Origin of the sequence: Actinosynnema mirum DSM 43827 (assembly GCF_000023245.1) — a bacterium.
Classification (GTDB): domain Bacteria; phylum Actinomycetota; class Actinomycetes; order Mycobacteriales; family Pseudonocardiaceae; genus Actinosynnema; species Actinosynnema mirum.
This window is the reverse complement of sequence record NC_013093.1, coordinates 2,365,209-2,386,738: the sequence shown is the minus strand read 5'-3', so window position 1 is coordinate 2,386,738 and position 21,530 is coordinate 2,365,209. Positions and strand designations below refer to the sequence as shown.

Genomic DNA, 21,530 nt, shown 5'->3' with positions numbered 1-21,530 from the left:
CTCACCTCGGACCGCCCTTCAGCTCCAGGTAGGTGTTGAGGTAGTCGCCCTTGACGCCGTCGAGCACCGCGTCGGTGAAGGGGAACGTGAGCAGCAGCTCCAGCGACCGGGGCAGGTCCTGGCCGGCCTCGGCCAGCTCGCGCAGCACCGGTTCGAGCGCCTCGAGGTCGGCGACGAGGTCCTCGCGCGACCGCTCCACGGTGTCGACGGCGACGCCGGAGAGCCGGTCGAGCGCGCCGAGCAGCCCGACGAGCTGACCGCGCTGCTCCTCCAGCACCCGCAGGCCGGGTTCCACACCGTCCAGGACCTCGGCGATGCCGGGCTTCTGCGCCGCGAGCACCTCGGACAACCGCGCCAGCCCGTCGACGGCCCGCGTGATGTCCGCGCGCCGCTCGTCGAGCCGCCGCACGAACTCGTCCACCGTGGACAGCAGCGAGCGGGCCTGCCCGGTGTTGCCGTCGAAGGCGGCGCCCAGCTCGCGGGAGATGTCCTGGACCTGCCCGATGCCGCCGCCGTTGAGCAGCATGGACAGCGCGCCGAGCACCTCCTCCACCTCGGGGTTGCGGTTGGTGCGGGCCACCGGCACGACCGCGCCGTCCACCAGCTCGCCACCGGCACCGCCGTCGCCCGCCCCGCCGTCGCCGGGCGCGAGCTCCACGTACTTCTCCCCCAGCAGCGAGGACTGCCGCAGCAGCCCCCTGGCGTCGGCGGGCAGCCGCGCGTCCCCGTTGACCAGCAGCCGCACCAGCGCGACCGACCCGTCCTCGGACAGCCCGATCTCCTCCACCCGCCCCACCGGCACGTCGGCGACCTTCACCGCGGCCTGCGGCACCAGGTCGAGCACGTCGTCGAACTCGACGGTCACCCGGTACGGCCGGTCCCCCACGTCCGCCCCGCCGGGCAGCGGCAGGTCGTAGGCGCTGGGCATCCCCGAGCACCCGGCGAGCAGCACCAGCACCGCCACCAGGGCGGTCCACCGCGACGGCCTCACCTCGGACCTCCCGGCACGCTCAGCAGGTCGGACACGAACTCGGTGAGGTTGGCCCGCACGGTCAGCCGCCCGCTCTCCGGGTCGTAGGCGTCGACCACGTTGTGCAGCGCGCGGGGCGCGGAGCGGACGGCCTCGTCCAGCGACCCGCGCTGCGCGGCCAGCACCCCGGTCAGCTCGGCCAGGTCGTCCACGGTGGACTCGAGCCGCCCCCGGTTGTCCTTGACGAAGCCGCGCACCGCCTCCAGCGCGGAGGCCAGCTCCCCCAGCAGCGCCTCCAGGTCGCCGCGCTCGGCGGCGAAGAACCCGGCGACGTCGGCCAGCTGCCCGGCGAGCTGCCCGACCTGCTCGTCCACCGACGCCAGCGCCCCGGTGAACTCCTCCAAGTTGTCGACCGCGCCGAACAGGTCGTCACGCGATCCGGCCAGCACGCGCGTCGCGGAAGCCAGCTCCCGCACCGCTTCCCCGAGCTTGGCGCCGTTTCCGTCGAGCACGGACGCGCCGGTGCCGAGCAGGTCGGACAGCGCGCCCTCGCGGTTGGCGCCGTCCGGCCCGAGCGCGTCGAGCAGCCGTTCCAGGCTGCCGTACAGCTGGTCCAGCTCGATGCTCGCGGCGGTGCGCTCCAGCGGCACCACCGCGCCCGCGGCCAGCGGCTCGCCACCGGTGTAGGCGGGGGCGAGCTGGAGGTACCGGTCGGCGACGACGGACGGCGCGACCACGGCGGCCCGGACGTCGGCGGGCGCCCGGACCCCGTGGTCCAGCTCCACCTCCACGCGCACCGAGTCCCGCTCCGGCACGACGGACAGCACCCGCCCGACCCGCACGCCGAGCACCCGGACGTCCGACTCCGGGTGGACGCCGACGGCGGACGCGAAGCGCGCGGTGAACCGGATTCCCTGCGGTTGCAGGAAAACCCACCACACGGCGGTCGCCACGAGCAGCACCAGGACCATCACCTGCGCGAGGAGCAGGTACCGCCGCCGCTGCGCCACGCTGCGGAACATCAGCGCCCCCCGGTGGGGCAGTCGCGCCGCTCGGTGGTGACGACCAGCCCGCACACGTAGGTGTCCACCCACGGCCCGGTCCCCGTCGCGTCGGACAGCAGCCGGTAGTACGGCCCGGCCAGGGAGAGGCCGCGCTCGAACGCGGCCTGCTCGCGGCGCAGCAGGTCGGTGACCCGCTCGACCTGCTCCAGCGCGGGCCGCAGCCGCTCGTCGTTGTCCGCCACCAGTCCGCTCAGCTGGCGGGAGAGCTCGCGGGCCCCGTCCAGCAGGCCGCTGATGGCGGCGCGCCGCCGGTTGATCTCGGCGAGCAGCCGGTTGCCGTCCTCGACGATCGCGGTGACGTCGTCGGCCCGCTCGGCGAGCGCCCCGCTGACCTCCTCGGTCCCGTCGAGCAGGGTGCGCAGCTCCTGGTCGCGGGTGGAGATGGTGCGGGACAACGAGGTCAGGCCGTCCAGCGCGCCCCGGACGTGCTCGGGGGTGTCGCGGAACGAGTCGGACAGGACCCGGAAGCTCTCCGCGAGCTGCTCGGCGTCCAGGCCGCCGAGGGTGCCCGCGAGCCCGTTGAACGCGTCGACCACGTCGTAGGGCGAGGTGGTGCGCTCCAGCGGGATGGGCGTGTCCGGGTCGAGCGGGTCGCCCCCCGCGCTGTCCAGGGCCAGGAACTTCTGCCCCAGCAACGTCTTGATGCGGATGTCGGCGGTGCTGCGGTCGCCGACGGCCGGCCCGCGCACCCGGAACTCCACGAGCACCCGGTCGCCGCGCAGCTCGACGCGGGTCACCTCGCCGACCTTCATGCCGGACACCCGGACCTCGTCGTCGGGTTCGAGCCCGGCGGCCTCGGCGAACTCGGCGCGGTAGCGGGTGCCCGAGGTCAGCGGGACGGCGTCCAGCCCGAGCGCGAGGGCGACGGCGACGACGAGCGCGACGAGCCCGAAGGCCCCGATCAGCGCCGGTCTGCGGGTCATCGGCGGCACCTCGCTTCGGTGAGGGGGATGCCGACGTCGCCGCCGCCCGGCGCGGGCGGCGCGTCGGACTTCGCCAGGCACAGGTAGAAGTTGAGCCACGAGCCGTAGGAGGCGGTGCGGCCGATGGCCTCGAACTTCACCGGCAGGGTGCGCACGAAGGACTCCAGCTCGGGCGCGTCGGCGAGGTTCCCCGCGAGCAGGCCGAGCCGGTCGACGTCGTCCTTGAGCGGTCGCCTTCCCTGCTCCAGCAGGCGGGCGGTGCTGTCGGTGAGCGCGCCGATGCCGCCGATGGCGGAGCCGACGCTCTCCCGGTCGGCGGCGAACCCGGACACCAGGGCGCGCAGGGCGGCGATGAGCGAGGAGAACTTGTCGCCGCGCGAGTTCACCGTCTGGAGCACGGTGTTGAGGTTGTCCACCACCTCGCCGATCACCCGGTCCTTGGCGGCGAGCGCGGAGGTGAGGGAAGCGGTGTGCGCGAGCAGGCTCTCGACCGTGCCGCCCTCTCCTTGCAGGACTTGGACGATCTGCAGCGACAGCCGGTTGACGTCCTCGGGGTTCAGCGCCTGGAACAGCGGCCGGAACCCGTTGAACAGCGCGGTGAGGTCGAGCGCGGGCGTGGTGCGCTCGACCGGGATGAGCCCGCCCTCGGGCAGCCGCTCGCCGATCCGCCCGGCGGGCTGGTCGAGCGAGACGTAGCGCTGGCCGACCAGGTTGCGGTACTTGACGGTCGCGGTGACCTCGGCGGACAGCGAACGCCCGCGCTCCACCGAGAAGCGGACGTCGACGAGCTCGTCGTCCACCAGCGCCATCGACTCGACCTGCCCGATCCGCACCCCGGACATGCGCACCTCGTCGCCCTCGGCGAGCGCGGTGACGTCGGTGAAGCGGGCGGTGTACCCGGTCCCCGGCCCGAGGTCGACGCCGGTGATCGTGGCGGCGAGGAACGCGGTGGCCGCGACGGTGACGACGACGAACACCCCGAACTTGACCAGCGGCCCCGCCAGCCCACCCACCCCGCCGCGCATCAGCGCACCCCCGAGCCGAGCAGCAGCCCCGCCCAGCCCGGCACGTCACCGGGCGCGACCGCGTTCGCGGGCCCCTGCGGACAGGGGTGTCCGGGCGCGTCCGGCCCCGGATCGCGCCCCCCGCGCCCCGGAACCACCACCAGCTCCCCGTGCAGGCCGGGCTGGTCGCCGCCCTTCCCCAACGCCTGGTCGACGGCGGGCCGGAGCTGGTCCACGGCCCGCAGGACGCAGCGGTAGCCCGGGGCGTGCTCCGCGAACAGCTCCAGGCTCGGTCTGGCACTGCCCGCGAGCGCCACCAGGTTGCCGGAGTTGGCGGAGACGAACGCGGTGAGGTCGTCGGCCGCCGTGGTCAGGTTCCGGTGCAGCGCGGCCAGGTCCGCGCGCTGGCGGGCGAGGGTGCGGCTGGTCGTGGTGATGTCGGCCAGCGCGGACACCAGGTCGTCCCCCGCCCCCGCGTACACCTCGGCCACCCCCGCGAGCTTGCCCAGGTCCTCGGTGAGCGCGGGCAGGTCGGGGGTGAACGCCCGCAGGTGCTCGTCCAGCTCCACCACGGTGTCCCCCAGGTCCTCCCCCCGCCCCCGCAGCGCTCTCGCGATCGAGGTGAGCGCGGCCGACAGCTTGTCCGGCCGCACCGCCTGCAACGTGGGCATCAGGTCCGCCAGCACCCGCTCCAGCTCCACCGCCGCGCCGCTGCGGTCCTGGTCGATGACGTCCCCGGCCGCCAGCGCCCCGCTCGGCCGCGCGGGGGCCTCCAAGCTCACGTACCGCTCGCCGAACAGCGTCTTCGGCAGGAGCCGCGCCGTGGTGTTCCCCGGCACCAGTCCGACCTGCCCGGGGTCGATCCCCAGCTCGATCTCGGCCCCGTCCCCGGTGGCCCGCACCGCGCGCACCCGCCCGATCGGCACGCCGAGCAGCTTCACCTCGGAGCCCACCTGGAGCTGGTTGCCGACCCGGTCGGTGCGCAGCAGCACCGGGGCCTCGCCCCGGAAGACGCCCAGGTACACGGCGGTGGAAAGCGCGCAGATCCCGAGCAGCAGCACCGCGAAGAGCAATCCCGCCAAGCGCTGCCTGCTCCGCATGGGCGTTTCTCCCGGAACTCGGGGGCAATCCCGGTGGCTGGATTGTCCGAGCGACGCTACTGACGGGTACGTCGCCCGCACAAGGAATCGCCGGACTTTGTCACCGCGGTGACAAAAAACGCCCCCGACCCCCTCAGCGCACGGCGGAGAACGCGCTCACAACTGCGCGGTCAACGTCAGCTCCACCCCGTTGCCCGGCCCCGACACCAGCCCGGTGAGCAGCGGGTCGAGCCGCTCCGCGCCCTGGCAGCCGGTGAACGGCGGGATGGTGAACGTCGCCTCCATCGGGATCGCCACCAGGTCGAACGGCCCGGACAGCTCCAGCACCGCCGGTTCGACCGTGCGGCAGTCCGCGCCCACGTCCAGCGGCTGCCCGCCGACGACCACGTCGCCCAGCCGGATCGTGATCAGCGCGGTGGCGGTGACCTGCCCCTCCTCGATGGTCCCGAGCACCGGGTTCACCGGGATCAGGTCGACCCGCGAGGTCGTCGGCACGAAGCCGAACGACAGGAAGTACCCGGCGCTGGCGGGCAGTTCCAGCTGCCCGGTGATGCTGCCCGCGAGCAGGTCGATCTCGGCGCTGAGCGCGCCCGGCCCGATCGTCAGGTCGGACCCGAACTTCGCCACCCGATTGACCCCGTCCACCCGGTAGTCGATCACGATCCCGGCCGAGGCGGACGGCGGCGCGGGCTCCGGCGCCCCCTCCGGATCCGGTTCTCCCACCGCCGAGGGCGCCAGCGCGAGCGCCGGGACCAGCAGCAGGACGGCCAGGGCGCGGGACGCTCGGTGGGCTGCCACGCGCCCGAAACTAGCCCCCGGAACACGACCCGGACAACGCCGACGGCCACCCCGACCCGTTGTTTGTCATCCCGGTGACAAATTCTCCGACCGGTTTCCGCCGAACCGGTGGGTGCACCCCCGGAACGTCCGGCACGTCCTTGCCGGAGGTTCCGCTCACAGCTACTTTACCGACGAGTAGGCAAGCGTGCTTCACCGCGCGGAACAGGTTTCCGGCGAACAGTCTCAACGAGGAGACGCACATGCTGAAGCAGAGTTCCACCGCACGACGGGTCGTCGGCGGGCTCGCGGCCGGGGTCGCCGTCGCGGGCTCCGTGGCCTTCGCGGGCGCGGGGACGGGCCTGGCCGCAACCGCCTCGCTCACCCTGGTCTACAACTGCCCGTTCCCGCTGATCGGCGCGCAGGACATGAGCGTGCGGATCACCACGACGAACCTGCCCGACTCCGCGGTGGTGGGCCAGCCGACGCCCGCCACCAACGTCACCGCCGTCGCCACGGTCCCCGCGACCGCCACCCTGGGCCTGTCCCTGGTCGGCGCGAAGACCGTGCAGGGCACCGCGATCGCGAACACCAGCATCAACAACGCGGGCACCACCCAGGGCGTGGTCGCGAACATGACCATCCCGAGCACCGCAGTGCCCTCGTCCGGCTCGTTCAACACCACCGCGACCGGCTCCACCCCGCCCGTGACCTTCTCCAAGGCGGGCACCACGATCATCACGGTCGGCAACTTCAGCACCACGCTCACCCCGCGCAAGGCCGACGGCAGCCTGACGGGCCTGGGCACGTTCACGTCCAACTGCACGCTCAAGGCCGGGCAGCAGACCGAGCTGCACCGGTTCCAGGTCAGCGCGGCCGGTGTCCAGGTCGCCCAGCGGGAGGCCCCCGCCGTCTCGAAGGGGTCCTCCTCGGACTCCGACGAGGAGCCTGCCAGACCGGCGTTCCACGCGCAGTCCCCCGCTCCTGAGGCCGCTCAGGACGACCCGCTCCCGCCGCTGCGCCTGGACTTCGGCGTCACCGGCGCGTCCTCGATCAAGAAGCTGGGCTCCAGCCTCCCGCTGGGCCCCGGCACCCTGGGCGCCGACGTCGACCTGGCCACCGGCACGTTCACCGGCGACCTGGCGCTGCCGGACGCGAAGGGCGAGTTCTCGCTGTTCGGGTTCCTGCCCGCGAAGGCGACCGTGCGGCTCATCCCGCGCGGCCCCACCACGGGCGTGATCTCCGAGGGCGCGGTCACCGCGACCACGAAGGTGGACATCAAGCTCACCGACGTGCGGGTGCTGGGCATCCCGGTGGTCGGCGGCCCGCTGCTCAACTGCACGACGACGGAGCCGAGCACGGTGACCCTGTCGTCGGGCCCCGGTTTCGACCCGCTGCTCGGCGGTCCGCTCAGCGGCGACTACCGGATCGCGCCGTTCTCGGGCTGCGGCCTGGCGACGGTGATCGTGAACGGCACCATCCCCGGCGACGGCAACACCCTCGCGCTGGACATCGCCCGCGCGTGAGACCACCACCCCCGCGCCCCGGCGGACCCGCTGCCCGAAGCGGGACCGCCGGGGCCGCCGAGTTCCCGGAGCGCAGATGAGAACCAGCAACCGGATGGCAGCGTTGGGGATGAGCGCGCTGGTGCTCACCGGTTCCGCCCTGTTCGCGGCGGGGACCGGCAACGCGGCGACGGCCTCCCTCACCCTCGTCTACAACTGCCCGTTCCCGCTGATCGGCGAGCAGGACATGAGCGTGCGGATCACCGTGGCGGACCTGCCCGACGCGGCCCAGGTGGGCGACGAGCTGCCGCCGTCCCGGGTGACGGCCGTGGCGACCGTGCCGGACCTCGCGACGCAGGGCCTGTCCCTGGTGGGCGCGGTCACCGTGGAGGGCACCGCGAAGGCCACCACGCGGGTGGACAACGCGGGCGAGATCCACGACATCGAACCCGCCCTGGTCGTGGCCCGCACCGACGTGCCGGTGTCCGGCGAGTTCGACGCGATCGCAACCGGAACCACCCCACCCGTGCGGCTGGGCGCGGCCGGGGAGACGACGATCAGCGTGGGCAACTTCGAGACCACCCTGACCCCGCGCAACGCCGAGGGCGGCGAGACCGGCCTGGGCACGTTCACGTCACCGTGCACCCTGAAGCCGGGCCAAGACACCCTGCTGCACACCTTCACCGTGGGCACCGGCCCCACCACGACCACCACCACAACCACAACCACCACGACGACGACGACGGCCCCCACGACCACCACAACCACGTCGTCCCGCACCACCACGTCGTCCCCCACCACCACGACCACCACGGCCGCCCCCACCACGACCACCACAACCCGCCAGCCCGCACCCCAGCCCCCCGCGGCGGCCCCACCACCACAGCAGCCGTCAACGAGCAAGCTGGCCTACACGGGCTCCTCGATCCTCGCCCCGCTGGTCCTGGGCGGTTCCCTGCTCCTCCTGGGCGCAGCCGCACTGCTCCTGCTCAAGCGCGGCAGGCGACGCAACTGACCACTCCCCCGGCTGCCGCGACGCACACGCGGCAGCCGGGAAGCCCTCACCCCAAGTAGCTGTCCCCGCTGAAGTCCCCGTCGTCACGCGCCCGCTTCTTCACCACAGCCGCACCAGGCGCACCAGGCGCACCAGGCGCACCAGCCTGCGGAAAATTCCGCTCCGCAGTGGCCACGATGTGCTGCCCCGCCGCAGTCTGCCCGACCGTCTCGTCAACGATCCGCGCCAACTCCGCCGCGTACCCGCCTTGCGCCTTGCGCATGGCCTCAAGCACAGCCGCCGCGATCTCCTCGGGCCGCAACCGCGACACCGCATCCGTCATGACGACGTCACTGGGAATCCCGTTGGGCCCCACCGTGACCTTGACCGCGCCGTCCGCCGCGCTCCCGGTGAGCGAGATGCGCTCGGCGGCCTCCCGCATGGCCTCGTACTTGGCCGCACGCTCCTGGGCCCCACGCTCCCAGTCGTCGACGAGACTCCGCGAATTCCCGATCGGATCAGACACAGCTCTCCCCTTCGCAGCCGCGTGGCAGCAGGCACTCTAAGCCAGAACCCGCTGCAAGCCGAACGCACTCGCGGGCTGCGGGGCGAGCGCAGCGAGCCCACGCAGCCCCACTCCCGCGTCCCTCTTTCCCGTGTGGCCTGGCGAAGCCCGAGCACGCTCGTCAAGATGCCGCCGCACTGCCCGGCAGACCGCCTGGTCAAACGGCGTCTTGACGAGCGTGCTTGCCTGAAAGGAGGCCACACGGGAAAGAGGGACCCCGCCCACCGCAGGGGTAAACCGCACCACCACCCCAACGGCCACCGGCCGGCAGAGCCCGTCCCCCTCTTTTTTGGAGGTCTGCCCCGCCGGCGAGGCGTGCTTGTAGCTCTTGCCCTTCAGCCCTTGATCTTGATCTTGATCTCTCAAGCCCCACCCACCCTTTCACCCCTCCCCCTCCCCCCTCACCCCTCCGTACGCACCGACTCCAACAAGTTCTTAGCCACATCCCGCAACTTCGTGTTCTGCCGCTGAGACTCCTCAGCCAACTTCCGGAACGCCTCATCCGGCCCGATCCCATGCGCAGCCATCAGCACCCCCTTGGCCTGATCGATCTCCGCCCGTGACAACAACGCCCGCTGCAGGTTCGCGATCAACGCCCTGGACCGCTCATACCTCCGAGCCCCCGTGATCGCCGTGGACGCAGCCGTGGTGAACAACCTCAACAACGCCTCGTCAAACGGATCGAACCCGTGCTCGTCCTCGCTGTACAAGTTCAACGCCCCGAGCAACCGATGCCCGTCCACGTCCACCATCAACGGCGCCGACAGATAAGCCCGAGCCCCGGCCCGCTCAGCCGCGTCCGCGAAGTCCGGCCACCGGTCCCGAGCCTCCGCGACCGACACCCGCACCGGCTTCAGCGAGTGCGCCGCCTCCAAACAAGGCCCCACCCCGGCCCGGTACTGCACCTCGTCCACGTCCGCGACCAGCTGCTCGGTCGCCGCGGCGGTGCGCCCGCCCTCGCCCTCCACGAGCGTCACGCTGACCGCGGTCGTGTCGGGGATGACCCGCACGGCGGACTCGGCGAGCTGGTTCAGCACGCCCGCGAGCGGGTGCTCGTCCGCGAGCTGCGCCATGAGGTCTTCCAGCGCCTGGCTCGCCTCGTCGAGGTGCTCAGCGGCGGTGGCATCGGTGTTCACACCGCATTGTCTACACCCCGGACGCCATAATCACCCGCACCGGAAGGGGGCCGCGTGCGCGTGCTGCTCGTGGAGGACGACGACGGCGTCGCCGACGCCCTCGTGGAGGCGTTGCGCGACCACGGCCACCGGGTGCTCCGGGTCAGCCGGGGAACCGACGCCCTGTTGTCCCACCGGGACCACGACCTGGTCCTCCTGGACCTGGGCCTGCCGGACGTGGACGGCCTGGACGTGCTGCGCAAGCTGCGCCTGGTGGCCTCCTCCCCCGTGCTCGTGCTGACCGCGCGCGGTGACGAGCGGTCCGTCGTCCGGGGCCTGCGCCTGGGCGCCGACGACTACCTCGTCAAACCCGTCCGCCTCGGCGAGCTCCTGGCCCGCATGGACGCGGTGGCGAGGCGCACAGCCGTGACGAGCACGACAGAGCACGTGCACGTCTCCGACGTCGAGATCGACCTCCCCGGCAGGCGCGTGCTGGTCGCGGGCGCCGAGGCGAAGCTCACCGCCAAGGAGTTCGCGATCCTCGCCGCGCTCGCCAGCCGCGCGGGCACCGCCGTCAGCAGGCAGCAGCTCATGGACGAGGTCTGGGGCGACGCCTACCTCGCGGTCTCCCGCTCCCTGGACGTGCACCTGGCCAGCCTCCGCGTCAAGCTGGCCCGCCCCGGCCTGATCACCACGATCCGGGGCTTCGGCTACCGGTTGGGCGGCTGACCCCGTGCGCCGCCGTCTCCTCCTGGTCCTCCTCCTCTTCTCCTCCGCCGCGGTGGCCGGTTTCGCGGTCCCCCTCCTCGTCACCACGGCCGCCGAGCGCACCCAGCGCTTCGCCCTGGACCGCACCGCCGACCTCGACCGCTTCGCCGCGCTCGCCCAGCAGAGCCGCGCCACCGACGACCTCGTCCCCCTGGCCGCCGAGGTCCGCGCCCACACCGAGCTCTACGGCGAACCCGTCCTGATCGTCGACGCCCGCCGCCTCCCCCTGGCAGGCACGAACACCCCCGACCTCACCACCGCCCTGGACGCCGCCCTGCGCAACCAGCCCACCGCGCCCGTCCCCACCGTGCTCCCCTGGTCCTCCGGCGAAATCGTGTTCGCCCGCCCGGTCGGCACCGGCACCCGCGTGGAAGGCGCGGTGGTCCTGCGCGCCAACGTCGACCGCGCCGCCGCGGACGTCGCCCGCCGCTGGCTCTGGGTGCTCCTGGGCGCGCTCACCGCGGCCTCCGCCTCCATCCTCCTGGTCACCGCCGTCACCCGCTGGCTCCTCCACCCCGTGGCCGAACTCGAAGCGGGCGTCCGCGCAGTAGCGCTGGGCCACCGCAACGCCAGGGTCGCGGCGGTGAGCGGCCCCCCGGAACTCCGCGAACTGGCCGTGCTCTTCAACCGCATGGCCGAAACCGTGGGCGAAGCGGCCGAACGCCAACGCGAGCTCATCGCCGACACCTCCCACAGCCTGCGCAACCCCATGGCCGCCTTGCGCCTGCGCCTCGACGCCTTAGCCCCGAACATCCGTCCCAAGGCCGAACGCACCTACACCGCGGCCCTGACCGAGGCCGACCGCCTCGAATCGATGCTGAACGCCCTCCTCGCACTCGCGTCCGCCGAGAGCCGCACCACTGAGAGCCGCACCACCGAGAGCCGCACCGCCGAGACCGCGCACGGCGACCACGACGAGCTCTGCGACGTCACCGCCGTGGTGGCCGACCGCGCCGACGCCTGGCGCACCCCACCACCCCCGCCGACACCCCTGCCGGTGCTGGTCAGGTGCCGCGCGGAGGACGTGGCGCAGGTCCTGGACGTGCTGCTGGACAACGCCGACAAGCACGGCGGGGCGGCGCGGGTGGCGGTGGGCGCGGACCGCGCGGTGGGCACGGCGTGGTTCGAGGTCCACGACGACGGCCCCGGCCTGCCCGAGGAGGCCCTGCCGCGCGCCACCACCCGGTTCTGGCGCGGCGACACCGACGCGACCGGCACCGGCCTGGGCCTGGCGATCGCGCACGAGCTGGTCAAGGCCTGCGGCGGCCGGTTGCTGCTCACCTCGCCGGGCGGCCTGCGCGCCCGCGTGGAGCTGCCCCTGGAGCCGCCGCTGTGACCACCCGCCGCACCGCCCTGCTGGCCTGCGCCCTGGCCCCGCTGCTGGTCACCTGCGCCCCGAGCGCCCCACCCACCCTGGCGGTGATCGCCGCGGGCGAGGAGGGCGGCTTCTACCTCGACTTCGCCACCCTCCTGGCCGCCCAGCTCCCGTTCCCCGCGACCCCACGCGCCACGGAGGGCAGCCGCGACAACCTCCACCTCCTGGCCACCGACCAAGCCGCCCTGGCCCTGACCCTCGCCGACGCCGCCCAGGAGGCGCGGGACCTGCGCGCGCTGGGCCGCGTCTACGAGAACTACCTCCAACTGGTGGTCCCAGCCGACTCCCCGGCCCGCACCGCGAGCGACCTGCGTGGCCTTCGGGTGTCGCTGGGCGCCCCTGGCTCGGGTGCCGCGCTGGCGGGCGCCCGCCTGTTCACCGCCCTCGACCTGCACCGCGACACCCGCGTGGACCACCTGCCGTTCCGCACCGCCGCGCGCGAGCTGGCCGAGGGCCGGATCGACGCGCTGCTGTGGTCGGGCGGCGTCCCCACGCCCGTGCTCGCCGACCTGGGCGGCGTCCGCCTGCTCCCCCTGGCCGACGCCCTCCCCGCGCTGCGCGCGCTGGGCGGCGACCACTACGAGCAGGTCACCGTCCCGGCGGGCGTCTACGGCGCGGCGGCCGAGGTGCGCACGATCGGCGTGGCGAACCTGCTGGTGTGCCGCCCCGACCTGCCGGACGCCACCGCCGACGCGACCGCGCGCACCCTCGTGGGCCGGGCCGCGTCACTGGTGCCCGGCCAGGCGCTGGGCGCGCAGTTCCTGGACGTGCGCAGCCTGATCACCACCACCGGCGTCCCCCTGCACCCCGGCGCGGCGAGCGCGTACCGCGACCTGCACGGCTGACCCCGACCCGCTAGCAGTTCTCCGAATAGGCCCGCCGCAGCCAGTCCACGGTCTCCCCGTCCACCTCGTCCGCGCTGGTCACCACGATCCGCACGGTCAACGACGCGTTCCCGGACACCGCGACGGCCGAAAGCCGCCCCGCAGGCTCCTGCCCGACCAGCCTCAGCCCGAGGTCCACCCGGTCCCGCCCCACCGGCCGCAGCACCGCGTAGGTCCGCCGGGGCGTCACCAGGGCCACGTGCGTGCGCCGGACCTGCACGTGCTGCGCCCCGAACGTCCCGCTCTCCGCGACCAGCCGCTCCAGCACCGGCCGCAGCTCGGGCCGCCCCGAGTACTGCGCCGCGAGCACCCCCGACGCGATCCCGCCCAGCGGCTCAGGCCGCCCGAACCGCTCCATCACCAGCAGCAGCTGCGGGTACCCGAGGACCCCGCGCTCCCGCAGCCACCGCCGAACCCCCACCTCGGTGCCCTCGCCGCACCCCAGGACCCGCCGGTTCCACTCCACGACCCCGGTCCCGGTCTGCCTGCGCAGCAGGGTGGCCGACCAGTCGGCCACCTCCTGCCACGCACGCGCGGTCGTCAAGGAAGGCGTTGCCCGAGGAGGAGGGACCCGGCCACGGCGAGCATCGCGACCAGCGTGCCCGCGACGAGCCACGGCCTGCTGGCGTCGGCCTGCTTCTTCTCGTAGCCGATCTGCTCGCCGAGCGTGTCGTACACCCGCCGCAGCTCCTCGGCGGAGGCCGCCTTGAAGAACTCGCCGCCGGAGATCTTCGCGATCTCCTTCATGGACTCGTCGTCGACCGGCACCTCCTGCGCCTTGCCGTTGATGTCGACGCTGCCGCGCTCGGTGCCGAAGGAGATCGTGGAGATCGGGATGCCCGCCTCCTTGGCGTCCCCGGCGGCGTCCGTGGCCTTGCGCGTGCCCACGGTCTCCTTGCCGTCCGTCATCAGCACCACGCGCGCCGGTGGCGGTCCGTCCGCGCCGCCCACGACCTTGCCGAACGAGTCGATCGCGGACAGCGCCGCGACGATCGCGTCACCGGTGGCGGTGGACTGGGCGAGCTTGAGCCCGTCGATGCCCTGCGACACCGCCGAGCGGTCCGTGGTGGGCGCGACCAGCACCGTCGCCGAGCCCGCGAACGAGATCAGCCCGAGGTTGATGCCCGGCGTGAGCCCCTCCGCGAACGACTTGGCCGCGACCTGCGCCGCCTCCAGCCGGGTGGGCTGCACGTCGGTGGCCTTCATGGACAGCGACACGTCGATCACCAGCATCACGGTGGCCCGGTTGCGCGGCACCTTCTGCTCCGCGGTCGGCCCGGCGAGCGCGACCGTGAGCAGCATGAACGCCACCATCAGGAACGCGGCGGGCACGTGCCGGTACCAGCCCTGCCGCTTGGGCGCGACGCGCTCCAGCAGCGCCAGGTTCGCGAACCGCAGCGACCGCTTGCGCAGCACCCGCTGGAGCACCACGTACAGCGCCGCGAGGCCGGCGACGACCAGCAGCAGCAGGAACCACCACGCCGAGGCGAATCCCGACAGGCTCATCAGGCCACCCCTCCCGACCAGCGGCGCTTGCGGGCGACCACGAAGCGCACGGTGTCGGCGATCCAGTCCGAGTCGGTGCGCAGCACCAGGTGTCCGGCGCCCGCGCGGCGCAGCCCGGCCGCGACCTCGGCGCGGTGCTCGGCGGCGGCGGCGGCGAACTCGCGGCGCAGCAGCGGCGAGGCGACGACCTCGCGCTGCCTGCCGGTCTCCGGGTCGGAGAGCACGACGGTGCCCACGTCGGGCAGGTCGACGTCGCGCGGGTCGACGACCTCGATCGCCAGGAGGTCGTGCCGAGCGGACAGGGCGCGGAGCGGGCGCTGCCACTCCAGCTCGCCCAGGAAGTCGGAGATCACCACGACCAGCCCGCGCCTGCGCGGCGGTCGGCGCAGCTGCTCCACGAGCTGCGCCAGGTCGCCCCGCGTGCCCTCGGGCGCCCTGGGCGTCTCGGCGACCTTGCGCACCAGCCCTCGGGCGTGCGCCAGGCCACCGCGCGCGGGGACGCGCACGACCTGCTCGCCGGTGGACACCAGCGCGCCGATCCGGTTGCCGCCGCCCCTGGTGAGGTGGGCGGCGGCCGCGACGCCCGCGACGACCAGGTCGCGCTTCTCGCACGCGGCGGTGCCGAAGTCCAGGCTGGGCGAGAGGTCGACGGCGACCCACGTCTCCAGCTCGCGGTCGGCGACGGTCTCCCGGATGTGCGGGACGGTGGTGCGCGCGGTGACCGCCCAGTCCATCCGGCGCACGTCGTCGCCGGGCTGGTAGGGCCGGGCCTCGCCGGGCTCGGAGCCGGGACCGGGGACGAGCCCGAGGTGGTTGCCCTGCAGCAGCCCGTCGAGCCGCCGGTTGACCTCCAGCTCCAGGGTCCGCAGGGCGGCCTCCATGCGACCGCCGTGCAGCGCGGGAGGGGCCCAGCGGGGCCGGTCGGCCACGCTCTCCGGTTCCGCGTCGGGGTTCAGCCCGCTGGGGTTCTGCGCCCCTGGCGCCTGCGCCCCCGGCCCCTGCATACCCGCCCCCTGCGCGCCCGGTCCTGCGGTGGTGTTGTCGGCCGGGGTCACGGCCTGCCCACGGGCTGCGGCGCGCCGCCTGCCTGGGGCCGGGCCGACACCTGCGGCAGCGGCACGGTCTGCAGGACGCGGGTGATGATGTGGTCGAGCGGGACGCCGTCGGCGAGCGCGTCGTAGGACAGCACGAGCCGGTGCCGCAGCACGTCCGGCACCACGTCCACCACGTCCTGGGGCAGCACGTAGTCGCGCCCGCGCACCAGGGCCAGCGCGCGCGAGGCGGCGATGATGCCGAGGCTGGCGCGCGGCGAGGCGCCGTACGCGACCCAGCCCGCGACGTCGCCCAGCTGGTGCTCCTTGGGCGCGCGGGTCGCGATGACCAGCCGCACCACGTAGTCGACGAGCGCGTGGTGCACGAACACGCGCGAGGCCACGCCCTGCAGCCGCACCAGCTCCTCGGGGCTGAGCACCTGCTGCGGCACGGGGGCCTCGACGCCCATCCGGTAGACGATCTCCCGCTCCTCCTCGGCCGTGGGGTACTCGACCTGGATCTTGAACAGGAACCGGTCGCGCTGCGCCTCGGGGAGCGGGTAGACGCCCTCGTTCTCGATCGGGTTCTGGGTGGCCAGGACCAGGAACGGGGTGGGCATGGGGAAGGTCTTGCCGCCGATGGACACGTGCCGCTCGGCCATGACCTCCAGCATCGCGGACTGGACCTTGGCGGGCGCGCGGTTGATCTCGTCGGCGAGGACGAAGTTCGCGACGACCGGGCCGAGCTCCACGTCGAAGCTCTCGCTGGCCTGCCGGTAGATGCGGGTGCCGAGGATGTCGGCGGGCACGAGGTCCGGCGTGAACTGCACGCGCGAGAAGCTGCCGCCCACCACGGTCGCGAAGGTCTCCACGGCCAGGGTCTTGGCGACGCCGGGCACGCCCTCCAGGAGCAGGTGGCCCTTCGCGAGCAGGCCGACGAGCATCCGCTCGACCAGCCGGTCCTGGCCGACGATCACCCGCTTGACCTCGAACACGGTGCGTTCGAGCAGCTGGGCGTCACGAGCCGGCGTGGTGTGCGCCTCGGCGGCGGGCTCGGACAAGGGTCCTCCTAGACGGGGTTGTGCGACGTCGTCCAGTGTCGCCCCAGGCCGGTATGGACCTTGTGAAGACCCCCCTGCCGACCAGCGCCCCCGCTCGGGACACCGCCCGATCGGGTAACCGGCGCGGGGCGCGGTCGGGCTTATCGTCGCAGGTTGTGGAAGAGGAGTTCTGGGTGGACTCGTGGGCCGAGGGCGGCTCCCGGACGAGTTTCCACCTCAGGCGGGTGCACCCGCACGCCGAACTGCTGGCCGAGCGCGTCCCCCTGGAGGGGCGGGTGGTGCTGGTGCCGCTGTGCGGGAAGTCGGTCGACCTGCTGTTCTTCGCCGAACGGGCGGAACGGGTGGTCGGCGTGGAGCTGGTCGGGCGCGCGGTGGAGGAGTTCTTCGCCGAGAACGGCCTGTCGCCGACGGAGGTGGACGAGGGCGTGTTCACCGCGGGGAACGTGACGATCCGGAACCAGAGCCTGTTCGACCTGGGGAGGGGGGATCTGGGGCGGGTGGACGTGGTGTACGACCGCGCGGCGCTGATCGCGTTCCCGGAGGCGATGCGGGGCAGGTACGTGGCGAAGATCCTGGAGCTGGCGGCGCCGGGGACGCGGTACTTCCTGAACACCCTGGAGTACCGCCCCGCTCTGGACTCCCCGCCGTTCTCGGTGGGGCCGGAGGAGGTGGTCGGGTACTACGGGGAGTGGTTCGAGATCGAGCACTGGGTGGACGAGGTTCAGCCGGGGCACCGGATGGTGGAGAAGTTCGGGTTGGAGGAGCTGCGGGAGCACGGTTTCCTGCTACGACGGCGCTAGCCTGTCGACGTGGCGCGGGGGGTTGGGTGTTGCCCTGGCTTGACCGCGCTGGTGGGTGTTTTGCGGTTTGTGGTGGTTTTTAGTGGTTTTTAGTTTTTTGTGGCGGTTTGTGCTCGGTTTGTGCCCGGAACAGGCGGGAGCTGGCAGACGTGACGGAACGATCAGCTGAAGCGTGGTCGGCCGTCGTGCTGAGCGGAGGCCGGGGCAGCAGGCTGGGAGGCGTGGACAAGTCGGACTTGGTGGTCCGCGGCCGAACCCTGCTCAAACACGCCCTGGACGCGGTCTCGGGTGCGGCCCAGGTGATCGTCGTAGGCGCCCCGAAGAACGAACCCGACGTCCAGTGGACCCGCGAAACCCCACCGGGCGGCGGCCCCCTGGCCGGCCTGGCAGCAGGCGTGGCCCTGGTGGAACACCCACGCGTGGTGGTGCTGGCGGTAGACCAACCAGGCGTGACGGCGTCCACCGTGACCCGCCTGCTCACCACGAACGCAAACGCGGTCCTGGTAGACGCAACGGGCCGAACGCAGTGGCTGACCGGCGTGTGGCGAACGGAAGAACTCCGAGCGGCCCTGCCGCAGGACCCGAGAAACGCACCGATGCGGGCGGTGCTGGCCGAACTGGTGGAAACCAGACTCCCGGCGACCGAGGCCGAGTCCAGGGACGTGGACACCCCCCAAGACCTGGCCGACCAGACCTAACCGCCCCACCCCACACCCGTGCCCGCCGCACTGCGCCGCACCGCACCGGCGCGCCACGCCACGCCACGCCGATGGCATCGCACCAAGCCGCACCCACGGCACGTCGATCCCCTAGATCCACAACCCCAGCGAACCGACCGCTCACCCCCGGTTGAACGGACCATTCACCCTTGGTTGAACGGACCGTTCAACCGGCAGCACGACGCCCCGCCCACTAGGCAAAGCAGCGAACGGACCGTTCATCCCAGCCGAAAGCCCTCAACCTCGGTTGAACGGTCCGTTCAACCGAGGTTGAACGGACCGTTCACTGCAAGACGAACGGACCGTTCACCTCTCAGGCCAGCAGTCTGCCGCCAGCAGAGCGGTGAACGGTCCGTTCATCCCCGGTTGAACGGACCGTTCAACCCTCTGTCTCAGGTTGAATGGTCCGTTCACCTTCACGCCTCCGGTTGAACGGACCGTTCAACCCCCTCGCCTCCCGTTGAACGGACCGTTCAACCCCACGCCTCCGGTTGAACTGAGCCACTCACCTCCGCACCTCCGGTTGAACGGACCGTTCAACCCCACCCTCTCCGGTTGAACGGTCCGTTCATCGCCTCATCTCCACGTGGATGGGCCGCTCGTCGTCTCTTCCCCAGGTGAACGGACCATTCGCCCCCTCAACCCCGGTTGAACGGTCCGTTCACCCCCCTGGCGCCACGGTTGAACGGACCGTTCAACCCCCTCGCCCCCGGTTGAACGGACCGTTCACTCCCGCATCTCCGGTTGAACGGACCGTTCAACCGCCTAGCCGCCGCCAACTCGGAACGCCTCCGGCGAGCAACGTCCCCGTCCAGCCCCCACTCCCATCACCCCCGCAACTCCCGAGCCCGCCGCACCAACCGCCCCCGCTCCCGCACCGCGAACCACCCGTTGACCGCAGCCACCACCCCCATCCCCCCGATCACCCCGAGGAGCCACCCCCCGGGCGCCCCCCGAACGATCACCAGCGCCCCCACCGCGAACACCGCCCAAGCCCCACCCCCCAACCAAGCCGCCACCACCCGATCACGCGCGTACAGCGGCGCCTTCCGGGTGAGCGCCCACAACGCGAACCCCGCCCACCCGATCCCAATGGCGACCAGCACCCCGAACGACACCGCAGTCCGCGCAGGCAACCCCGGCTCCGTGGCCCACAGCACCCCGATCAGACAAGCCCCCACCACCCCACCAAGCCCGACCAGCACATAACCAACCCGCCGCCGCAAGGACAGAACAGGCCGCAACCCGCCCAAAACCTCATCCGGGTTCACGCCGGATACCCCTTCCGCTCCAACGCCGCCCGCAGCAGGCCGCGTGCCCGGTTGAGCCGGGACTTGACGGTTCCCACCGGCACTCCGCACACCTGCGCGCAGGTCTCCAGCGCCAGGTCCTCCAGGTGGAACAGCACGATCACCTCGCGTTCCAGCGGCGGCAGGTCGGCCAACCCCGCCGCGACCGCCTCGCGGTCCAGCACCAGATCGGCCACCGGATCGATGGGCCGTTCACCGGAACCACCAGAGCCACCAGACCCACCGGACCAACCAGACCCACCAGAACCCCCCGGACCACCAGACCCACCGGAAGACCCCAAAAGCTCAACCCGCGCCTCCCGGTAAACCCCCCGCAACCGGTTCACCACAGCCCGCCGGGCGATCGTGTACAGCCAAGCCCTGAACCGCCCCGTGTCGCGCAACCTCGGCAACCCGGTGAACACCCCGATCCAGACCTCCTGCACCGCGTCGTCATCACCACGCCCCAACATCCGCGCGACATACCGCTCCACGACCGGGTGCCAAGCCCGCACCAGTTCGGCGCACGCCTCCCGCTCACCGAGCTTGCAGCGGATGACGAGCAGCTCGTCGTCGTCCATGTGACCTCCTCCGCCCGGTTAAGTCGCCGAACACCCCCCGGAGGTTCACCACCAACCACAAAAAACGGGGCCGCGCCACCAAAGGCACGGCCCCGCACACCCAAAAACCCCAAAACCAGACCTCAGAGCAACCGCGTCACATAAGGCACGATCCCGCTGTACCGCACCGGCGACACCTTCACCGCCGACCCCGAGTAAGGCGCCTCCAGCATCATCCCGTCCCCCAGGTACAGCGCCACGTGCGTCCCCCCACCCGGCCCCCAGAACAGCATGTCCCCGCGCCGCGCCTGCTCCAGCGGCACCCGGTCCCCCGACGTGTACTGGTACCCCGAGTAGTGCGGCAGGTAGACCCCCACCCCCGCGAACGCGTACATCATCAACCCGGAGCAGTCGAACCCCACCGTGTAGTAGTCCCCGTGGACGTCACCCTCACCACCGTCGCGCACCCCCACCGTGGGCCCGGTGTAGTTCCCCCCGCCCCACGAGTACCGCACCCCGATCTGGGTCATGGCGCGGGCGATCACCGCCTCCACGCCCTCCCCGACCGGTCCGCCCCCACCCGCCGGTGGCGCGATCACCGCGGGCGGCCGGAACGCCGCCGCCGCGGCGTCCTCGCGGCGCTTGTCCTCCAACCAGCGCCCGTACCGCTCGCGCTGCGACTCCAACCCCTCCACCGACCCGAGCGCCTGCTCCAGCTCCCCCTGGACCCGCCCGCGCTCCTGCTCGATCGCGCCCGCCTGCTCGCGCTGCGCCCGCTGCGCCTGCACCGCCGCCGCCATCACTCCTTCGGCGGCGCGCTGCGCGTCGTCGGCGGCCTTCTCCTTCTTCTCCGCCTCACCGCGCGCGGCACGCGCCGCAGAATCCTTGTTCGCCGCCTCGTCCTGCGCCTTGTGCAGGTCGTCGAGCGTGTCCAACCCGAACCCGCCGACCGCTTCGAGCAGCTGGGCGCGCGCCAGCAGGTCCTCCGGGCTGGTCGCGCCGAAGTAGGCGGTGACCGAGCCGAGCGCGCTGCCGTGCTCGTAGCTGGCCGCGGCGAACTCGTCCAACGCCTGGCGGGAGCGCTCCACCGCCTCGAACGACGCGTCCGACTGGGCGCGGGCCGAGTCGGCCTCGGCGCGGGCGGTGTCGGCGGCGGTGCGGGCGATGTCCAGGTCGACCCGCGCCTTGTTCGCCAGCTCCATCTTGTACGCGACCTCGCTGTCCAGCGCCTGCAGGCGGGACTCGGCCTCGCTCAGCTTGCTGTTCAGCTCGCCGACGCGCGTCGCGGCGGCGTCAGCGGCCTCGCGGCCCTCGCTGATCTCGCTGTCGCTGGGGTTGGGCGGAGGCGGGGGGACAGCCGCTGACTGTCCCGTCAGGACGAGGAGAGCGACCAGCGCGACCACACCGGAACCCGTCCACCGACCCACCGCACCCGCCTCCGCCGCGTCGACCCGTTGCGCCGAACGGCGCAACACCTCGACGGAGACTGTGCCACCGCTCCACCGGGGCCTTCAGCGCCA

Annotated in this window: 21 protein-coding genes; 7 read left to right on the top strand and 14 right to left on the bottom strand. The window is 72.7% G+C overall.

From position 1 onward, the window contains the following. Position 1: 1 nt before the first annotated feature. From AMIR_RS10840 to AMIR_RS10815, 6 genes are all read right to left on the bottom strand, one after another. Positions 2-991 carry an MCE family protein gene (locus AMIR_RS10840; protein ID WP_015800995.1) on the bottom strand — a complete coding sequence of 330 codons (990 nt, stop codon included), beginning with the start codon at positions 989-991 and terminating at the stop codon, positions 2-4. Beyond that, on the bottom strand, positions 988-1,992 hold the full coding sequence (locus AMIR_RS10835) for an MCE family protein (protein WP_015800994.1): 1,005 nt from the start codon (positions 1,990-1,992) through the stop codon (positions 988-990). Before AMIR_RS10835 ends, AMIR_RS10840 begins: the two co-directional genes overlap by 4 nt. Further along, a complete protein-coding gene (locus AMIR_RS10830; protein ID WP_015800993.1) occupies positions 1,992-2,957 on the bottom strand; it encodes an MCE family protein in 966 nt (321 codons plus the stop codon). Before AMIR_RS10830 ends, AMIR_RS10835 begins: the two co-directional genes overlap by 1 nt. Continuing rightward, a complete protein-coding gene (locus AMIR_RS10825) occupies positions 2,954-3,982 on the bottom strand; it encodes an MCE family protein (protein ID WP_015800992.1) in 1,029 nt (342 codons plus the stop codon). The genes AMIR_RS10830 and AMIR_RS10825 overlap by 4 nt, the downstream gene beginning before the upstream one ends. Beyond that, positions 3,982-5,043 (bottom strand): MCE family protein, encoded by a 1,062-nt coding sequence (locus AMIR_RS10820; protein ID WP_245554603.1) that lies wholly within the window; start codon positions 5,041-5,043, stop codon positions 3,982-3,984. The genes AMIR_RS10825 and AMIR_RS10820 overlap by 1 nt, the downstream gene beginning before the upstream one ends. 174 nt (positions 5,044-5,217) lie before the next feature. Then, positions 5,218-5,859, bottom strand: a complete 642-nt coding sequence (locus AMIR_RS10815; RefSeq protein WP_015800990.1) for a hypothetical protein — start codon at positions 5,857-5,859, stop codon at positions 5,218-5,220. Between the two features lie 242 nt (positions 5,860-6,101). On the opposite strand from AMIR_RS10815, the gene AMIR_RS36905 reads away from it, so the two are divergent. Continuing rightward, entirely contained in the window at positions 6,102-7,364 is a 1,263-nt protein-coding gene (locus tag AMIR_RS36905; protein ID WP_015800989.1) for a DUF6801 domain-containing protein, read from the top strand. A gap of 76 nt (positions 7,365-7,440) precedes the next feature. Further along, positions 7,441-8,358, top strand: coding sequence for a DUF6801 domain-containing protein (locus AMIR_RS40115; RefSeq protein ID WP_015800988.1), 918 nt, complete (start codon positions 7,441-7,443; stop codon positions 8,356-8,358). Positions 8,359-8,404: 46 nt separating this feature from the next. Here AMIR_RS40115 and AMIR_RS10800 read toward each other — a convergent pair whose 3' ends face one another. Further along, positions 8,405-8,863, bottom strand: coding sequence for a YbaB/EbfC family nucleoid-associated protein (locus tag AMIR_RS10800; protein WP_015800987.1), 459 nt, complete (start codon positions 8,861-8,863; stop codon positions 8,405-8,407). Between the two features lie 440 nt (positions 8,864-9,303). Beyond that, on the bottom strand, positions 9,304-10,038 hold the full coding sequence (locus AMIR_RS10795; protein WP_015800986.1) for an ANTAR domain-containing response regulator: 735 nt from the start codon (positions 10,036-10,038) through the stop codon (positions 9,304-9,306). 54 nt (positions 10,039-10,092) lie between these two features. On the opposite strand from AMIR_RS10795, the gene AMIR_RS10790 reads away from it, so the two are divergent. Genes AMIR_RS10790 through AMIR_RS10780 form a run of 3 tightly spaced genes read left to right on the top strand, consistent with a single transcriptional unit; the run spans position 10,093 to position 13,005 of the window. After that, positions 10,093-10,746, top strand: a complete 654-nt coding sequence (locus tag AMIR_RS10790; RefSeq protein WP_015800985.1) for a response regulator transcription factor — start codon at positions 10,093-10,095, stop codon at positions 10,744-10,746. A gap of 4 nt (positions 10,747-10,750) precedes the next feature. Continuing rightward, positions 10,751-12,121 carry a sensor histidine kinase gene (locus AMIR_RS10785; protein ID WP_015800984.1) on the top strand — a complete coding sequence of 457 codons (1,371 nt, stop codon included), beginning with the start codon at positions 10,751-10,753 and terminating at the stop codon, positions 12,119-12,121. Beyond that, entirely contained in the window at positions 12,118-13,005 is an 888-nt protein-coding gene (locus AMIR_RS10780) for a TAXI family TRAP transporter solute-binding subunit (protein WP_015800983.1), read from the top strand. Before AMIR_RS10785 ends, AMIR_RS10780 begins: the two co-directional genes overlap by 4 nt. Before the next feature lie 10 nt (positions 13,006-13,015). Here the strand turns inward: AMIR_RS10780 and AMIR_RS10775 are convergent, their stop codons facing one another. From AMIR_RS10775 to AMIR_RS10760, 4 genes are all read right to left on the bottom strand, one after another. Beyond that, positions 13,016-13,588: a DUF5655 domain-containing protein gene (locus AMIR_RS10775; protein ID WP_015800982.1), complete on the bottom strand. Its 573-nt coding sequence runs from the start codon at positions 13,586-13,588 to the stop codon at positions 13,016-13,018. Next, the gene (locus AMIR_RS10770; RefSeq protein WP_015800981.1) at positions 13,585-14,550 is read right to left on the bottom strand and encodes a VWA domain-containing protein; all 966 of its coding nucleotides are present in this window, start codon (positions 14,548-14,550) and stop codon (positions 13,585-13,587) included. Before AMIR_RS10770 ends, AMIR_RS10775 begins: the two co-directional genes overlap by 4 nt. Beyond that, positions 14,550-15,431 carry a DUF58 domain-containing protein gene (locus AMIR_RS10765; protein ID WP_232520143.1) on the bottom strand — a complete coding sequence of 294 codons (882 nt, stop codon included), beginning with the start codon at positions 15,429-15,431 and terminating at the stop codon, positions 14,550-14,552. Before AMIR_RS10765 ends, AMIR_RS10770 begins: the two co-directional genes overlap by 1 nt. 170 nt (positions 15,432-15,601) lie before the next feature. After that, positions 15,602-16,642, bottom strand: coding sequence for an AAA family ATPase (locus AMIR_RS10760; RefSeq protein ID WP_015800979.1), 1,041 nt, complete (start codon positions 16,640-16,642; stop codon positions 15,602-15,604). A gap of 155 nt (positions 16,643-16,797) precedes the next feature. On the opposite strand from AMIR_RS10760, the gene AMIR_RS10755 reads away from it, so the two are divergent. Both AMIR_RS10755 and mobA read left to right on the top strand, forming a co-directional pair. Continuing rightward, the gene (locus AMIR_RS10755) at positions 16,798-17,442 is read left to right on the top strand and encodes a class I SAM-dependent methyltransferase (RefSeq protein WP_015800978.1); all 645 of its coding nucleotides are present in this window, start codon (positions 16,798-16,800) and stop codon (positions 17,440-17,442) included. A gap of 149 nt (positions 17,443-17,591) precedes the next feature. Next, positions 17,592-18,140 (top strand): molybdenum cofactor guanylyltransferase, encoded by a 549-nt coding sequence (mobA, locus tag AMIR_RS10750; protein WP_015800977.1) that lies wholly within the window; start codon positions 17,592-17,594, stop codon positions 18,138-18,140. A gap of 1,288 nt (positions 18,141-19,428) precedes the next feature. Here the strand turns inward: mobA and AMIR_RS10740 are convergent. Together AMIR_RS10740 and AMIR_RS10735 are read right to left on the bottom strand one after the other, a co-directional pair. Further along, positions 19,429-20,031: an RNA polymerase sigma factor gene (locus AMIR_RS10740; RefSeq protein ID WP_015800975.1), complete on the bottom strand. Its 603-nt coding sequence runs from the start codon at positions 20,029-20,031 to the stop codon at positions 19,429-19,431. A 122-nt stretch (positions 20,032-20,153) separates the two neighbouring features. Next, a complete protein-coding gene (locus AMIR_RS10735; protein WP_015800974.1) occupies positions 20,154-21,437 on the bottom strand; it encodes an NlpC/P60 family protein in 1,284 nt (427 codons plus the stop codon). Positions 21,438-21,530 lie beyond the last annotated feature (93 nt).

Bases quoted from the DNA above. Each gene is read 5' to 3' on its own strand.
- AMIR_RS10835 (WP_015800994.1), bottom strand. From the start codon at position 1,992: ATGTTCCGCAGCGTGGCGCAGCGGCGGCGGTACCTGCTCCTCGCGCAG.
- AMIR_RS10830 (WP_015800993.1), bottom strand. From the start codon at position 2,957: ATGACCCGCAGACCGGCGCTGATCGGGGCCTTCGGGCTCGTCGCGCTC.
- AMIR_RS10825 (WP_015800992.1), bottom strand. From the start codon at position 3,982: ATGCGCGGCGGGGTGGGTGGGCTGGCGGGGCCGCTGGTCAAGTTCGGG.
- AMIR_RS36905 (WP_015800989.1), top strand. From the start codon at position 6,102: ATGCTGAAGCAGAGTTCCACCGCACGACGGGTCGTCGGCGGGCTCGCG.
- AMIR_RS40115 (WP_015800988.1), top strand. From the start codon at position 7,441: ATGAGAACCAGCAACCGGATGGCAGCGTTGGGGATGAGCGCGCTGGTG.
- AMIR_RS10770 (WP_015800981.1), bottom strand. From the start codon at position 14,550: ATGAGCCTGTCGGGATTCGCCTCGGCGTGGTGGTTCCTGCTGCTGCTG.
- AMIR_RS10765 (WP_232520143.1), bottom strand. From the start codon at position 15,431: ATGGAGGCCGCCCTGCGGACCCTGGAGCTGGAGGTCAACCGGCGGCTC.
- AMIR_RS10740 (WP_015800975.1), bottom strand. From the start codon at position 20,031: ATGGACGACGACGAGCTGCTCGTCATCCGCTGCAAGCTCGGTGAGCGG.